Genomic DNA, 15,120 nt, shown 5'->3' on the forward strand with positions numbered 1-15,120 from the left:
CGGCGGTGTTCTACAGACTTTTCGCTTTGTGGCGCATGTTTGTCGCACGACGTCACGATCTCGCCATCCAGATCCCGGCGGGCACTTTCTATCAACAAGACACCCGCGCAGCCGCGCCAGGGAAAACCCTTTTTGACAGCGCACTGCATCGCGTATTAAATAACGAACCATATCGTTACTTATGCTTGGGATAGACGATGCGGCGTCGACGTGACGACAAACGAATGCGGTAGAGGAGAGAAGACATGGAACAACGGCGGGTCGCACTGGTCACCGGAGCGCGTCGCGGGATCGGACGGGCTATCGCAAGCGAGCTGGCGCAGGCAGGATTCGATGTTGCGATCACCGACATCGTGCCGTCTGCCGAGCTGGACGGCACGCGCGCGGACGTCGAGCGCGCCGGCGTTCGATGCGTGGCGTTGACATCGAACGTCGCAGATATCGCGCAACACGACACGCTGCTAGGGGCGGTCGAGGATTCGCTGGGCGGCGTCACCTGCCTTGTCAACAACGCGGGCGTGTCGGTGATGGCGCGCAGTGACCTCCTTGATGTCACGCTCGAGAGCTACGACCGGTGTCTCGACGTCAACACGCGAGGCACGTTCTTTCTGATGCAGGCATTTGCCCGCCGCGCTGTGAAAGCGTCACACGACGGCGTCAATCGCTCGATCGTCACGATCACTTCATCCAATGCCGTTGCGGCCTCGCCGCAGCGCAGCGAGTACTGCGTATCGAAAGCGGGTCTTTCGATGGCTACCACGCTTTTCTCGTTGCGACTCGCCGAACACGGCATTGGCGTATTCGAGGTGCAGCCGGGGCTCATCGAAACAGAAATGACCGCGCCATCGAAAGCCCGTTACGACGCGCAGATGGAGAACGGGCTGACTGCGATACGGCGCTGGGGAGCGCCTGAAGAAGTTGCAGCCGTGGTGCGCATGCTCGCGACAGGCGGTCTGCCGTTCAGCGTCGGCCAGGCAATCCGGGTGGACGGCGGTCTCCTCGTCTCCAAATACTGATTTCGAAAAACAGATCATGCAAATCAAACTTCCCACAGTGGACGGCTCGCTAGCTCTTTACCGTCTGACCGGCGCTCCTCTGCAAGTCGAAAAGCCGGCGGCGCCATTTAACCGCATCGCCTATTCGGCGGCTCACGTCGTAGCTGATCCGTTGCGCAGCGGCGAGTTCGGCCAGCCTTGCGCCATCGACTGGGAGCGGACCATTGAATATCGCCGTTATTTACTCGGGCAAGGTCTGGGAATCGCGGAGGCGATGGACACTGCGCAACGCGGCATGGGTTTGTCATGGGAGACCGCGAAGGAATTAATCGCACGTACCTTGAACGAAACACGCGACATCCCGGGCGCGCTGATCGCATCCGGTTGCGGCACCGACCATCTGCCGGCTGGCGATGCGCGGTCGTGCGACGACGTGATCAAGGCCTACCTGACCCAGATCGAAGCCGTGCAGCGCGCAGGTGGCCGGATCATCCTGATGGCGAGCCGCGCGCTTGCACGCGTGGCGAAGGACTCGGGTGACTATCTGCGCGTCTACCGGGAAGTGCTGTCCGCTTGCGACAAGCCGGTCATCCTGCATTGGCTGGGTGAAGCGTTCGATCCGGATCTCGCCGGTTATTGGGGCTGCGCCGACTCCGAAAGCGCGGCGAACGTGTGTCTCGAAGTCATTGTCGCGAACGAGGCCAAGGTCGATGGGATCAAGATTTCCTTGCTGGACGACAGCAAGGAAATCAGTTTCCGCCGCCGTCTGCCCGCATCCGTCAAGATGTACACCGGCGACGATTTCAACTATCCGAAATTGATTGCCGGTGACGAAATGGGTTACTCGCACGCTCTGCTCGGGATATTCGATGCGATCGCGCCGGCAGCGTCGCAGGCGCTCAGCGCGTTGGCTGCGGGCAATACAGCGCGTTATGAACGGTTGCTCGAACCGACCGTCCCGTTGTCACGGCATATCTTCCGGGCGCCTACCCAGTATTACAAAACCGGTGTGGTTCTGCTCGCCTATCTGAACGGCTTCCAGCCTCATTTCTTTATGCTCGGCGGCCATCACGGCATGCGTCCGCCTATTTACCTGGCGGAGGTCTTCCGCCTTGCCGATCAGGCCAATCTGCTACTCAATCCGGAACTCGCCGTCGCCCGCATGCAGGCGCTGATGACGACGCTCGGCTGCGTGGAATAAAGGATCGCGACAACACGCGTCAAGGCAAAACACGGGAAGTGTTCAGGCGGGACCGCATATGAGGCACGAACGGAAATACACATGAACTCCTTACAGGGAAGGCTGGACCGTTGCGCGATCAATACCGCAACACTAGGGCATCGCGAGCCATTACATCTGACGATCGATCGTATCGCGAGGGCTGGTTTCGGCGGCATTGCGCCGTGGCGGCACGAAGTCGAAGCAGCGGACGTTGCGCGGATCTCGAAACAGATTCGCTCACTCGACCTTGAAGTAAGCGGCTATTGCCGATCGACTTACTTTCCCGCCTCGACGGCAGAGGAGCGCGTCGCGAACATCAGGTCGAACACCCGCGCGCTTGCGGACGCCGCAGAGCTGGGTGCGCGGTGCTTCGTGATGGTAGTCGGCGGCCTGCCCGCAGGCAGCCGGGACCTGTCTGCCGCGCGCGAAATGGTGGTGGACGGGATCGCGGCGTTGATGCCTGAAGCAAAAAAGCTCGGCGTGCGGCTCGCGATCGAGCCACTTCATCCAATGTACGCGGCCGAGCGCTCGGTGATCAATACCGTGGGTCACGCGCTGGACGTGTGCCGGCAACTCGACCCGGATAACGGCGTCCTCGGTGTCGCCGTCGACGTCTATCACTGCTGGTGGGATCCCCAACTGGCGGAGTCGGTGGCGTCAGCGGGCAAGGACGCGCGAATTGCCGCCTATCACGTCTCCGACTGGCTCATCCCGACCACGGACATGCTCCTCGATCGCGGAATGATGGGAGATGGCGTGATCGATCTGAAGGAGACGCGCCGCCTGATCGAATCGGCGGGATACATGGGGATGACTGAAGTGGAAATCTTTTCGCGCGACAGGTGGTGGAAAGCGCCGCCCGACGAGGTCCTGCGGTGTTGCGCCGAGCGCTTGCAACGCGTTTGTTGATGCTTAAAGAGAAGCCCGCGGGGTTCCGAAAGCTGCGTTATTCACTCATCAATAAATGATCAGAACGAGGAGTCGCATGAAAAGCATTGGAAACAGGCGCAACCTGCTCATATTGATTTGCGCAGGCGCTGCGAGCATCCATGCATTCGCGCAGAGCAGCGTGTCTCTTTACGGGATCGTAGACACGGGTATTGGCTACCAGTCGAGTTCGACGACGCCTGGCCAAACTGGCGGCGGCCATTCGGCGTACAGAATGATTACGGGCGTATGGGCTGGAAGCCGCTTTGGTCTAAAGGGAGCAGAAGATCTCGGCGGCGGCACCAAGGCTATTTTCACGCTGGAAGAGGGCTTCAACAGTGCGAATGGTTCGATGTCGACGAACAGCCTGATGTTCAACCGTCAAGCGTTTGTCGGCGTGACGAATGCCACGTACGGGTCGCTGAGTGCCGGGCGCCAGTACGCGTCCTATTATCAGCTTCTGGCGCCGTACAGCCCGACCACGTGGCTGACCGGATTTTACGGCGCGCACGCCGGTGACCTCGATGGCCTCGACACGATTTATCGGGCGAACAACACACTGCTGTACGCGTCGCCGTCTTTCTCCGGGCTGAAGGTAAGCGGTTCGTATTCATTCGGTGGCGTTCCGGGCAGCGTGAATCAAGGTGCGACATGGAGCGCCGCGGCGCAATACCAGCAAGGTCCGGTCGGCCTCGCAGTGGGCTTCTCGCGCGTCGACAATGCCACGGTCAACGGCGGCGTTTTCGGTGCCGATTCGACGACGTCGAACGCGGGCGGGCAGGCGGGTATCTCGGCGGTCACGAACGGCTATCAGACCGCGCAGGCGCAGCAACGGCTGACCGTTGGCGCGGGCTATACGTTCAACAGCCAGATCGACGTCACGGCCACCTATTCGAACGTCCAATACATACCGGGGTCCGGTTCGTCATTTCGCAGCGAAGCAATCTGGAACACGGGCGGTATTGTGCTGCACTGGAAACCGGCGGCCGCATGGGACCTGGCCGCGGGCTATGCCTATACGCGTGCAACCAAAGCTAACGGGATCGACAGCGCTGCACAGTATCAGCAGTTCAACCTGTCGCAGTACTATTCATTGTCGAAACGCACAGGGCTGTACGTTCTTGAGGCGTACCAGCGGACGAACGGCCAGACGCTCGGTTCGAATGGCAAGTCGATCATCGGCGCCACGGCAACCATTGGCGACGGCTTCAACTCGACGCCTTCGTCGTCGCGCAGCATGATAGGCGCCGGCGTGGGCATGATTCACCGTTTTTGATTATTTTGGTTGGCAATGTAATGGCCTGCTGCAGGACTCCAATAAGGTTGAAGAACTGAACCTGGATCGCAATGTCCGAAGCGGTCGAGCGCTTTCCCCGAAGGGAATTTCAAAGTGCTGCCGCAGTCCTCAACTTTGCCCGTATGCGTTTCTCCGCTTCCATGACAAACTTCAATCGAACGATCAGGATAGCGGCTGCAATGAGTGTCAGGCTCACGAATGCCAACCCAGGATAGATGGAGCCGGTCGAATCCTTCAGCGCTCCGAATGCGACAGGACCAACGAAGCCACCAAGGTTGGCAATCGAGTTGATGGCAGCCAGCCCGACGGCCGCCGACGAACTTGTCAGGAACAGCGATGGCATCGCCCAGAAGGGGCCATACGGAGCATAGATTGCAGCGGTGATGAGGGTCAGCAGCGCAATCGAGACCCACAGATTGCCAGCCGAGAGCGCCATCAGAACAAGCGCGACGCCGGCAACCATCAGCGGTAAGGCCACATGCCATCTGCGCTCGCCGGTTCTGTCCGAGCGACGCGCCCACCACACCATCGCGACGGTCGCGACGGCGTACGGCAGGCCGTTCACAAGGCCTACGGCCGTGCTGCTGAGCTCGTGGCCTAGTCCTTTCACGATCTGCGGTGAATAGAACGCGAGAACATACACGGCGACGGACTTGGCATAGTAGACAAATGCAAGCAGCCAGATGCGCACACCACTCAAGCTGTTCCAGAACGAAACGCTGCCGTGTTGCCCGACCTTGGCTGCGGCTTCGGCTTGCAGTACGTCCACCAGCCAGGTCTTTTCATCCGCACTCAACCACCTGGCGTCACGGGGTCCGTCAACCAGAATGCGCAGCGAGAGAAAACCCAGAAGCACTGCGGGTACGCCTTCGAGAATGAATACCCAACGCCAGGAAGCGAGACCGCTCCAGTGAACATGGTCGAGAATGAGCCCGGAAAGCGGACCCGCGATCAGGGTGGCAATCGGCAACGACACCATGAAAAGCGCCACCACCCGCGCGCGCTGCCGCTCGGGAAACCAGTAGGTCAAGTACAGGAGAACGCAAGGGAAGAATCCCGCCTCTGCGATGCCCAGAATCGTCCGAACGATGGCCAGCTGAAAGTAGCTATGCACGAGACCTGTACAGGCGGCGACGGCGCCCCAGGTGAACAGGATGCGCGCAATCCACTTGCGGGCGCCGTACCGGTGCATCAGTAAGTTGCTCGGGACTTCGAACAGAAAGTAACCGACGGTGAAAAGGCCCGCAGCGATGCCGAATTGTGTGGACGTGATGCCAAGCTCGGCATTCATCCTGAGTGCGGCAAAACCAATATTGGAGCGGTCGATGAATGCAACGATGTACAGCACGACCAGAAACGGCAGAATTCGCCATTGAATTTTCCGGATTGTCGCGTCGTGCCTGTCGATTTGAATTGCCGCGGTCATGCGAGGTCTCCATCCGGTACCGGCGCCATCAACTACCGGATGGCGCCTGTACGTCAGATCTGATTGAATGGCTTTTCAGCGTTAGTTTGTTTGCCCGAAGACACGCTTAACGCGGCCGGTGCGTCGACTGTCGGGTGTCCGGGCAAAGCATCATGTTTCGACGCGAACTGGTTCACCTGCGACCTGTTCGGAGAGTTTCGTGAATCGTGATTCGGGCAAAAAGAAGAAGCCGATTACCGCGACGGCGCCCGCAACTATCGTCGGATACCAGAGCCCGAAGTAAATGTCGCCGGTTGCGGCAACCATGGCGAACGCCGTTGCCGGCATGAAGCCCCCGAACCAGCCGTTGCCGATATTGTAGGGAAGCGAAGTCGCGGTGTAGCGGACCTGCGGAGGAAACAGTTCGACCAGCCACGCGGCGGCAGGGCTGTACACCATGGTCAGGTAGATGACCGGAATCATGATGAGCAGGATCAGCATCGGCTTGTTGACCGCGGCCGGGTCTGCACTTTTTGGGTATCCATGCCGTACCAGCGCGGCAGCCAGCGTTTCTGTGAATACCTTGACACGCTGCGTGGCCTGTGCCGGACCGAGGCCCTGAAGGCTGCCTAGCTCGACGGTTTCCGCGCCGACTGTCACCACCGCGGACGGACTGTTCGACTGGGACGCCGTATAGCTCACCGCATTTTTCGCGAGCGCTGCCTTTGCGACGTCACATGGTTTATTGAATGTGCTTGTGCCGACGGGATTGAACTGGAAGCTGCACTCGCTAAGATTTGTCTCCAGCTTTACTGGCGAGTTGGTCTGTGCGTATTCCAGCGCCGGATTCGCATAGTGCATGATTCCCTTGTATATAGGGAAGTAGGTCAGCGCTGCGATGGCGCAGCCGGCCAGGATGACCGGTTTGCGTCCAATACGGTCGGACAGCCAGCCGCACAGTAAATAGAAAGGAAGACATAGCACCAGCGCGATGGTCAGCACCTCGTTGGTCAGTTTTCCGTCGAGCTTTACCGCCTGAAGCAGAAAGAACTGAATATAGAATTGACCGGTGTACGCCACCACGCCGAGACCCGCTGTGCATCCAAACAGCGATGCAATCACGAGCTTCCGGTTTCTTGCGTTGCCGAACGTGTCGCGCAGTGGAGACTTCGACTGTTCGCCTTTTTCCTGCATCCGCTTGAACTCCGGACTCTCGTTCAGCTTCAAGCGAATCCACAGCGAGATGCCGAGCAGAACAACCGAGAACAGGAACGGAAGACGCCAACCCCATTCGCCGAACGAATCCTCACCCACGCCCGAACGCACGCCCAGAATGACGAAAAGAGACAGGAGCAATCCCAGCGTTCCCGTCGTCTGAATCCATGATGTGTGCAGCCCGCGCTTCTCACTGCTCGAGTGCTCCGCCACGTAGGTGACAGCGCCACCATACTCGCCCCCAACAGCGAGGCCTTGTAGCAGTCGAAGCAGGATAAGGAGAATCGGCGATGCTATCCCGAGCGTTGCGTACGAAGGTAGCAACCCGACAATGAAAGTCGGTAGGCCCATCAGAACGATCGTGACGAGAAAGGTTCGCTTTCTTCCAGCGATGTCGCCAATCACTCCGAACACAACCGAGCCGAACGGACGAACGATGAACCCCGCCGCGAATGCCAGCAGCGCAAAAATGAAAGCAGCAGTCGAGTTCACGCCAGAGAAGAACTGCTTCGCGATAATTGCGGAGAGCGAACCGTACAGGTAAAAGTCGTACCACTCGAACATCGTCCCGAGGGAGGAGGCGAGAATGACCTTCCTTCGTTCACTCGATGACGTCTGGGATTTTATTGCAAGCATTTCAGTCTCCTGCTATCTCGTTCCGGTGCCGCAGCCCGTGACTTCGACGGGCTCCGGCGGGGTCGTTTCACTGACGACTATGTGGGGGCGTGCGTCGGAAGAGCGGCTTTCAGACCATCCCTAGCTTTTCGAGCTTGTCTGCGAGGCCAAGCAGTTCGACCATGCTCTTGCCGGAAGCGATGCCTTCGCGGATTCCGTTTTCCTTGTCTTCGCGAGCGCGGCTCAATCGAATGACGTCTTCAACTTCGTCCTGCGCTACCACGACTAGCCCGTCGCGGTCGCCGACGATGATGTCGCCTGGATTCACAACCACGCCGCCGATGCTGACGGGGACATTGACCCTTGCCGGCTGGTTCTTGTTGGTGCCTTTGATGGAAAGCCCGCGCGAGAAGGTCGGAAAGCCCATCTCGATGATGGTGTTTGCGTCACGAACAGAGCCGTCGATGACCAGTCCGACAATGCCGAGTTTCTGCGCAGCGAGAGTCAGCAGGTCACCCCACGGACCGGCCTCGACGAAGCCTTTGGCATCGACCACAAGCACATCACCCGGTTTTGCCTTGGTCAGCGAATAGTGAATGCCCAGGTTGTCGCTGGGTCGAATGTCCACGGTGAGCGCGCGGCCTGCGAGTCGCACGGATGGGTCAATGGGGCGCAGCGCGCCGTCGATTGCGCCTTTCTGGCCTTGCGCTTCGTGAATCGTTGCGGTACCGAGCCGCTTGAGAGCTTCAATCTGTTCACTCGTAACGGACATGCCTTTCTCCAGGAACAATGGGGTGAGGGAGGGCCTGGCAGCCGGACTGCCAGAGATATTCGAGGCGTTTGGGTTGCGCTTAAGCTGCGGCTTTTACCAGGTCCGCCGAGAGCCAGGTCAGCGCATCTGCCAGTGCGGGCTTTTCTGTGGGAAGCGGACAAACATCCAGCTTGTCCGCGGTACGGGCGAAGCGATGCTGCACGCCGTCAAGGACGTCCGAGACGATGCCAATAGCCGCCAGTTGGCGCTCCGCCTCTTCGACCTCATGTAACCGGCGCCGGGCGTGAATGACGTGGGTGGTCACCAGCATCTCGAGAAATTGGGGCAAAGACGCCTTGTCGACGTCTTGCAGTACTTCGTAGAGTTCGCCGCGTAGTCCCTGCTGCTCTGCCGCCATCAGGACCTCAACTGCGAGAGCCTCCATGCCCTTGGTGAAAACGCTGCGGAGAATCTTCAACGACATTGCGTCTCCCGCGTGGCTGTCCGGCAGGACCCGCGGCGCCGCACCAGACGCTTCGGCCAGAATGGCGGCAAACGCAGCCGCTCCATTGCCGGAGCAAAGCAACGGCGTACGCGCGCCGAGCAGCGCAATGGCGCCCATGATGGCCACATCTGCATACGCCATTTCTCGTGCATCCGCCCGCTTCGCGCCTTGACGCTTCATATCCGGAGATGCCGTCGTGAAATCAGCAAACGACGCGCCTTTCTTCATGTACCTGAAGCAGTTCTCAGCGACCTCCAGCGATGTCGTGCCGACAACGCATGAGAAAACCCAATCGGCGTCGCCTAGCCACGGACCCACTGTCTCGTGAATGGGCAGGTCAAGTTCACCGGCGAGCCTCGCAGCCGATTCCGAGACGCGCTGCTCGCATAGCAGCAGGTGGGTCCCCGATACGCCTGTCAGAGCGTTCGCGTAGCACCGCCCAACCTCACCTAACCCCACAATCGCGATATTCATCGACATCTCCTTGAACAGGGTTAACAGTACAAAGAAAATACAATCAGAACAAGGGCGGCCTGCTTGATTGCGGGAAAACCCCTAAATTAGGACGTTTTGCGCGGCGCGGTGAGTTGTCTCGGGACAATAGAAAAACAATGCTCGTGTAGAATGCTTTGACATGGAGACAGGGCGTCCAACGAAAGTCGTTCCCGCCGTCCATGCGTCGGCAAACAAACTGCCATCAGCGAGCATCACGAAATGAAGAAAGGAATGGAATTCGCCTATGACACGATGCGAAAGCGCATCCTGTCCGGCCAGTATGAGCCTGGCACACAGCTCAAAGAGGAACACCTGGCTGAAGAGCTCGGCATGAGTCGCACGCCGGTACGGGCGGCACTGAAGAAGCTTTCTGACGACAAGCTCGTGTCGGTCGAGGCCAATCGCGGGGTTTTCGTTGCAGGTTGGACCCGCTGGGACATCGAGGAAATGTTCAGCCTTCGCGCGCTGCTGGAGCCCCACGCCGCCAAGCTGGCGGCCGAGCACGCGACCGATAGCGACATCACCCGGCTAAACCAGATCAACGCCGAGATGGCCAATGCGATCAAAAGCCGTTCCGACGATGCTGTGTTACGCATTCAGGCGGCCAACCGGGCGTTTCACATGCACCTGCTCGACTGCGCCAAGTCTCAACGCCTGAAGTCGATGCTCGTCACGCTCATCGACATGCCGGTCATCACCCGTTCGTTTTTCCTTTATTCGGCACCCGACTTTGCGCGCAGCCTCCAGCAGCACGAGGACATTGCCTACGCTGTGCAAACTCATGACGGCCAGCTGGCCTGCAACCTGATGGAATCGCACATTCGCCTGTCGTATCGCCGGTTCATGAAAGAACGCATCGACTCCACCGTTGTGTCCGACACGGCTGCGAGAGACGCGGACGCCGCATAGCGCGCGAGCCGGCCATTGGCCGCCGCTTAGACTCCAAATACAAAGAAAAAACATTTTTCGCGAGATCGCATGACGCCATTTTCCACCGGCACGAGCCGCCCCGTTGCCTTACTGCCGGACCAGACGTGCGACTGCCACATGCACGTGTTCGACGACCAGTGTCCGCCGGTCGCTGGAGCCGTACTCACGCCGCCGACTGCGACGATAGACGACTACCGGAAGCTGCAGGAGAGGCTGGGAACTACCCGCCATGTTCTTGTGCAGCCGTCGACGTACGGAACCGACAACAGCCTTATGGCATCGGTGCTTTGCGAGAACCGCGCAACCACGCGCGGCATCGCTGTGGTCAATGACCGGGTCTCCGACCGCGAGCTCCATGCACTGAATGACGATGGAGTCGTTGGAATCCGTTTCAATCAGGTTCAGGCAGGCGCCACATCGCTCACGATGCTTCGGTCGCTCGCGCATCGAATTGCGCATTTCGACTGGCATGTCCAGCTTCACCTGACCCCTCAGCAACTCATCGATCATTCGGATGTGCTGTCGAGCCTGAGTGTTCCTGTTGTACTCGACCATTACGCGCGGCTTCACCATGTTCCCCGCATTGCCAGTGCGGCGACGGATTGCCTGGCGAAGCTGATGGACTCGGGACGTGTATGGCTCAAACTGTCTGCGCCCTACCTGTCGAGTCAGGCCGAACACCCGCCGTATTCCGACCTGGCCAGAAGCCTCGCGTTTTTGACTCAAAGATTCCCTGAACGGCTCGTATGGGGCTCCGACTGGCCCCACGCGACTGAAAAAGAAAAGCCGGACGACGCGGCAATGCTCGATTGGCTGGTTGAGCAACTGCCCACGTCCAGGCTGCGGCAGTCCGTGTTCGTGAGTAATGCGACCTCTTTATACCGGTTTTGAGCGAGATAACTCGGGCTACGTTATCCGTCATCACTGTGTTGCTTGCCACAGCAGCGCCCCGTCAGGCTGACTCGCCGGCTCAACCCGACTCGGCAGCGCAACTTTCGTGGCGTCAGATCATCATCTCCTGGGAGAATGCCAACGCGAAAGCGTTCAACGCTTCGATCAATGCAGCATCGCCCTGCTGCGCGGCGACGCGAAGTTTCGTTACGTCGTCGGCGAGCACGTGGATAAAGTCGTGAAGCGATTCATTGGTCATCGCAATACCCTCGTGCCGCTCAAAAAAAGCGGACGCCTTCTCTGCGAGCAGAACCAGGGCAGCCGCATCACCTCCCGCCCGGCTCGCGCCGTTGCGGCATTGCAGTGCGAACTGCCTGATATCGGCCAGACCCAAACCGCGTCGCGAAAGCGATGCTGCCGCCAGCTCGAGATTCATTGTGTTCTCCAGAAAGTAAATTGCCGCACATCGCGTGTGTCAGACAAAGGCGTCGATGCTTTCATATAGCAACTCGACGCCGTCGATAAAGTCGGCGAGGCGCATGGCCTCGTCGGGATTGTGCGAACCGTTCTGATTACGCACGAAAATCATCGCGCTGCGAATGCCGGCTTCGGCGAACATGGCGGCGTCGTGGCCCGCGCCGCTCGGCAGAAGTGAAGCGGGCAGGTTCAACGAACGCGCCTTCTGTTCCAGCAGCGCGATCCAGCCTGGGTCCATCGCGGCGGGCGCCGTCTGCAGCAGCGCGCCCGTGTCGAATCGCACACCGTGCGAGCCCGCGGTATCCGCAAGCGTGCGCTCGAACAGGTCGAGTACGCGTGTCATTACCTGCCGGTCGGCGCTGCGTGCTTCGAAGCTGAATCGACTTCGCCCGGAATGCGTGAGATGGCATGTTCCTCCGCGCGTGTACCGAACACGCCGCAGGTGATGACGAGGTCCGCGCCGGCAGCAAGTTCCGCTTTCCAGTATTCGTCGAGCACGCCGACCACGTGGGCGGCTGCGAAGACGGCATCGTGCCGGCGCTCACGCGGCACCGCGCCCGAATGCCCCGGTTCGCCAATGCAGCGCACATTGCGGTAACGCACATTGCCGCGGATCGACGGCACGATAGCGACGGACTGCCGCGCGTCGTCGAGCTGCGCGCCCTGCTCGATATGCAACTCGATGTAGCCTGCGACGTCGCTCGCGTCTAGCAGAACTTCGCCTGCCGCGATCGCATCCACGTCGGCGCCGACGTCTCGCATGCACGTTGCAAGCGTTGCGCCGTTCGAGCGGTGCCGTGCGTCGAGCAGCGCGGGCGGCAGGCGCCCGAAGAGGGCGCTCGACCCGATGTACGCCTTGCCGAACCATGCGCTTTCCTCGCCGCGCAGCGCAAGCACGCGCAGCGGATGCGCGCCGCGCCGCCCTTCGTCACGTTGCCTCATGAGGCACAGCAGGCCCGCGACGACGCCTGCAAGGCCGTCGAAATTGCCGCCTTCCGGCACCGAGTCCAGATGCGATCCGCACAGCAGCGGCTGGCCACGGGTGTCGTCGGGTAATGCGAACATCACGTTGCCCGCGCGATCCACCTGCGTCGCGAAGCCCTGAACGTGAGCAAATGCTGTCAGTGCGTCGATCGCAAGGCTTTCGCCTGCGCCGTATGAGTCGCGCGTCACGCCACGACGACCGGCCGTAGCCGTGCGCACGGTATCGAAGAGATGTTGCGCAATTCGGGCGTAGTGGTCGGATGCTTTCATGGAAATGCCCTACGCGTGATGCGCCGCCGCAAGGAACTGGCGTAACTCGTCGGTCTGTGGATTGTCGAACAGCGTGTCGGGCGAACCGCTCTCGTGAATGCGCCCTTGATGCAGAAACACCACGCGATCGCAGACTTCCCGCGCGAAGCGCATCTCGTGCGTCACCATGACGAGCGTCATCCCGCCCGTCGCGAGTTCCTTCATCACGGCGAGCACTTCCTGCACGAGTTCCGGATCGAGCGCGGATGTAATCTCGTCGCACAACAGCGCCTTGGGCGACATGCACAGCGCGCGCGCAATCGCCACACGCTGCTGCTGTCCGCCGGAGAGCTGGTCGGGGTACGCGTCGAATTTCGCGCCCAGTCCCACGCGTTCGAGTTGGAGTGCAGCCTGGCGGCGCGCTTCGGTGCAATTCATGCCGAGCACGATGGTAGGCGCCAGCATGACGTTGCGGCCAATGGTGAGATGTGGAAACAGGTTGAACTGCTGGAAGATCATGCCAACCTCCAGCCGCAGTTGCCGCAGCGCCGCCGCATCCGCAGAGAGTCGTGTGCCTGCCACGTCGATCGTGCCGCCGTCGATCGTTTCCAGGCCGTTGATGCAGCGCAGGAGCGTGCTTTTGCCCGAGCCGCTTCTGCCGATCAGCGAGATAACTTCGCCCGGGTCAATTTTCAGGTTGATGCCCTTGAGGACTTCGTTTCCGCCGAAGCGCTTTGTGACCTGGTCAATTGCGATAAGGGGCATTGAAATGGTTCTCCAGATGACGGCTAAGCGCCGAAAGAGGCCAGCAAAGCAGGAAGTACAGCAGCGCGACGAGGCCGAAGGTTTCGAGCGGTCTGAAAGTGGTGTTGCTGATCATCGTTCCCGCTTTGGTGAGTTCGACGAAGCCGATAATCGACGTGACCGAGGTGTTCTTGACGATTTGCACGCAGAAGCCGACCGTCGGCGCCACCGCGAGGCGGCACGCCTGTGGCAGCACGATGTAGCGGTACTGCTGCACACGCGTCATCGCAAGCGACGCCGACGACTCCCACTGTCCGCGCGGTACGGCTTCGATACAGCCGCGCCAGATTTCAGCGAGAAACGCCGCCGACCAGAGTGAGAGCGCGGCGCCCGCCGCGAGCCAGGCAGGTACGTCAAAGCCGAACAATGCAAGGCCGAAGAACACGATGAACAGTTGCATCAGCAGCGGCGTGCCCTGAAACAGTTCGATGAATGCCGCCGCTGCGCTGCGCATGGTGCGCGCGGGCGACAGGCGCAGCCACATGACGGCGAGCCCCAGCGCACCGCCGCAGGAAAACGCGACGCAAGAAAGCGCCACGGTCCAGCGCAGCGACGCGAGCAGCCCGTGCAGCATGTCCCATACGGTGAAGTCCATCACGCATTACCTCGCCGGACTCGTTGTGCGCGCCGCGATGCGGCTCGGCGACTGCGCGGTGACGCGCGGGGTGCTGCGGGCCGTCACGAAGTGTTTGCCGATTGCGCGAGCGCCGTAACGCAGCGCAATCGCGAGCAGCAGATAAGTCACCGTGGCGGTGATGTACGTCTCGAACGAGCGGAACGTGCGGCCCTGGATAAAGTCAGCCACGTGAGTGATTTCGTTCAACGTGATCTGCGAGCACACCGAGGTAGTCAGCATCATGATGATGAACTGGCTGGTCAAAGCGGGCCATATCTTCTGCAACGCCGGCCGCAGCAGCACATAACGGAAGGACTGTAAGCGCGTCATGGCGAGACTCGCGGCCGCCTCGTGCTGGCCGCGCGGCGACGCGGCGATTGCGCTGCGCAGAATCTCGGTGCCGTATGCGCCAAAGTTCACGGTCACCGCGAGCAGTGAGGCTTCGATCACGTTCAGCTTCACATGCAGTTGCGGCAAGCCGAAAAAAATGAAGAACAGTTGAATCAGAAAAGGCGTGTTGCGAAACACTTCGACATACACGCGCGTGATCCTGCGCGCCAAAGGCGAGCCTTCCACATGAACCCAGGCGCCGGCGATGCTCAGCAGGAAGCCGCCCAGACCGCCCGCGACGCTGATGGCCAGCGTCATCGCCATGCCCTGGACGAGCAGGGGCAGATACGACGCAATGGCGCCGAAGTCGAATTGATAGGACATGATCGAATCCATCCGGAAGCGGACACAG

General features: G+C 60.2%; 16 protein-coding genes. 6 read left to right on the forward strand and 10 right to left on the reverse strand.

What is annotated here, in order from left to right:
• Window positions 1-245 precede the first annotated feature (245 nt).
• From AAGS40_RS26460 to AAGS40_RS26475, 4 genes are all read left to right on the forward strand, one after another.
• Window positions 246-1,016: a 3-ketoacyl-ACP reductase gene (locus AAGS40_RS26460; RefSeq protein WP_345817474.1), complete on the forward strand. Its 771-nt coding sequence runs from the start codon at window positions 246-248 to the stop codon at window positions 1,014-1,016.
• A 16-nt stretch (window positions 1,017-1,032) separates the two neighbouring features.
• Window positions 1,033-2,196 (forward strand): dihydrodipicolinate synthase family protein, encoded by a 1,164-nt coding sequence (locus AAGS40_RS26465; RefSeq protein ID WP_345817475.1) that lies wholly within the window; start codon window positions 1,033-1,035, stop codon window positions 2,194-2,196.
• An 81-nt stretch (window positions 2,197-2,277) separates the two neighbouring features.
• Window positions 2,278-3,126, forward strand: coding sequence for a sugar phosphate isomerase/epimerase family protein (locus AAGS40_RS26470; protein ID WP_345817476.1), 849 nt, complete (start codon window positions 2,278-2,280; stop codon window positions 3,124-3,126).
• A gap of 76 nt (window positions 3,127-3,202) precedes the next feature.
• The gene (locus tag AAGS40_RS26475) at window positions 3,203-4,420 is read left to right on the forward strand and encodes a porin (RefSeq protein WP_345817477.1); all 1,218 of its coding nucleotides are present in this window, start codon (window positions 3,203-3,205) and stop codon (window positions 4,418-4,420) included.
• 109 nt (window positions 4,421-4,529) lie between these two features.
• Here AAGS40_RS26475 and AAGS40_RS26480 read toward each other — a convergent pair whose 3' ends face one another.
• From AAGS40_RS26480 to AAGS40_RS26495, 4 genes are all read right to left on the reverse strand, one after another.
• Window positions 4,530-5,867 (reverse strand): MFS transporter, encoded by a 1,338-nt coding sequence (locus AAGS40_RS26480; RefSeq protein ID WP_345817478.1) that lies wholly within the window; start codon window positions 5,865-5,867, stop codon window positions 4,530-4,532.
• Between the two features lie 150 nt (window positions 5,868-6,017).
• Window positions 6,018-7,697, reverse strand: coding sequence for an MFS transporter (locus AAGS40_RS26485; protein ID WP_345817479.1), 1,680 nt, complete (start codon window positions 7,695-7,697; stop codon window positions 6,018-6,020).
• A 109-nt stretch (window positions 7,698-7,806) separates the two neighbouring features.
• Entirely contained in the window at window positions 7,807-8,448 is a 642-nt protein-coding gene (locus tag AAGS40_RS26490) for a 4-carboxy-4-hydroxy-2-oxoadipate aldolase/oxaloacetate decarboxylase (RefSeq protein ID WP_345817480.1), read from the reverse strand.
• A gap of 79 nt (window positions 8,449-8,527) precedes the next feature.
• Entirely contained in the window at window positions 8,528-9,406 is an 879-nt protein-coding gene (locus AAGS40_RS26495; RefSeq protein WP_345817481.1) for a DUF1932 domain-containing protein, read from the reverse strand.
• A 252-nt stretch (window positions 9,407-9,658) separates the two neighbouring features.
• Between AAGS40_RS26495 and AAGS40_RS26500 the strand changes: the two genes are divergently transcribed.
• The gene (locus AAGS40_RS26500; RefSeq protein ID WP_345817482.1) at window positions 9,659-10,336 is read left to right on the forward strand and encodes a GntR family transcriptional regulator; all 678 of its coding nucleotides are present in this window, start codon (window positions 9,659-9,661) and stop codon (window positions 10,334-10,336) included.
• A 69-nt stretch (window positions 10,337-10,405) separates the two neighbouring features.
• Window positions 10,406-11,248, forward strand: a complete 843-nt coding sequence (locus tag AAGS40_RS26505) for an amidohydrolase family protein (protein ID WP_345817483.1) — start codon at window positions 10,406-10,408, stop codon at window positions 11,246-11,248.
• A gap of 112 nt (window positions 11,249-11,360) precedes the next feature.
• Here the strand turns inward: AAGS40_RS26505 and AAGS40_RS26510 are convergent, their stop codons facing one another.
• The 6 genes from AAGS40_RS26510 to AAGS40_RS26535 are packed head-to-tail and all read right to left on the reverse strand — an operon-like array spanning window position 11,361 to window position 15,092.
• The gene (locus AAGS40_RS26510; RefSeq protein WP_345817484.1) at window positions 11,361-11,684 is read right to left on the reverse strand and encodes a hypothetical protein; all 324 of its coding nucleotides are present in this window, start codon (window positions 11,682-11,684) and stop codon (window positions 11,361-11,363) included.
• Between the two features lie 39 nt (window positions 11,685-11,723).
• Window positions 11,724-12,068, reverse strand: a complete 345-nt coding sequence (locus tag AAGS40_RS26515) for a M20/M25/M40 family metallo-hydrolase (RefSeq protein ID WP_345817485.1) — start codon at window positions 12,066-12,068, stop codon at window positions 11,724-11,726.
• Complete coding sequence (locus AAGS40_RS26520) at window positions 12,068-12,979, reverse strand: M28 family peptidase (protein ID WP_345817486.1); 912 nt, start codon at window positions 12,977-12,979, stop codon at window positions 12,068-12,070. Before AAGS40_RS26520 ends, AAGS40_RS26515 begins: the two co-directional genes overlap by 1 nt.
• Before the next feature lie 9 nt (window positions 12,980-12,988).
• Window positions 12,989-13,723, reverse strand: coding sequence for an amino acid ABC transporter ATP-binding protein (locus tag AAGS40_RS26525; RefSeq protein ID WP_345817487.1), 735 nt, complete (start codon window positions 13,721-13,723; stop codon window positions 12,989-12,991).
• Window positions 13,704-14,360 (reverse strand): amino acid ABC transporter permease, encoded by a 657-nt coding sequence (locus AAGS40_RS26530; protein ID WP_345817488.1) that lies wholly within the window; start codon window positions 14,358-14,360, stop codon window positions 13,704-13,706. The genes AAGS40_RS26525 and AAGS40_RS26530 overlap by 20 nt, the downstream gene beginning before the upstream one ends.
• 3 nt (window positions 14,361-14,363) lie before the next feature.
• Window positions 14,364-15,092, reverse strand: a complete 729-nt coding sequence (locus AAGS40_RS26535; RefSeq protein ID WP_345817489.1) for an amino acid ABC transporter permease — start codon at window positions 15,090-15,092, stop codon at window positions 14,364-14,366.
• Between the last annotated feature and the right edge of the window lie 28 nt (window positions 15,093-15,120).

The sequence above is a fragment of the Paraburkholderia sp. PREW-6R genome, from assembly GCF_039621805.1.
Taxonomy (GTDB): Bacteria; Pseudomonadota; Gammaproteobacteria; order Burkholderiales; family Burkholderiaceae; genus Paraburkholderia.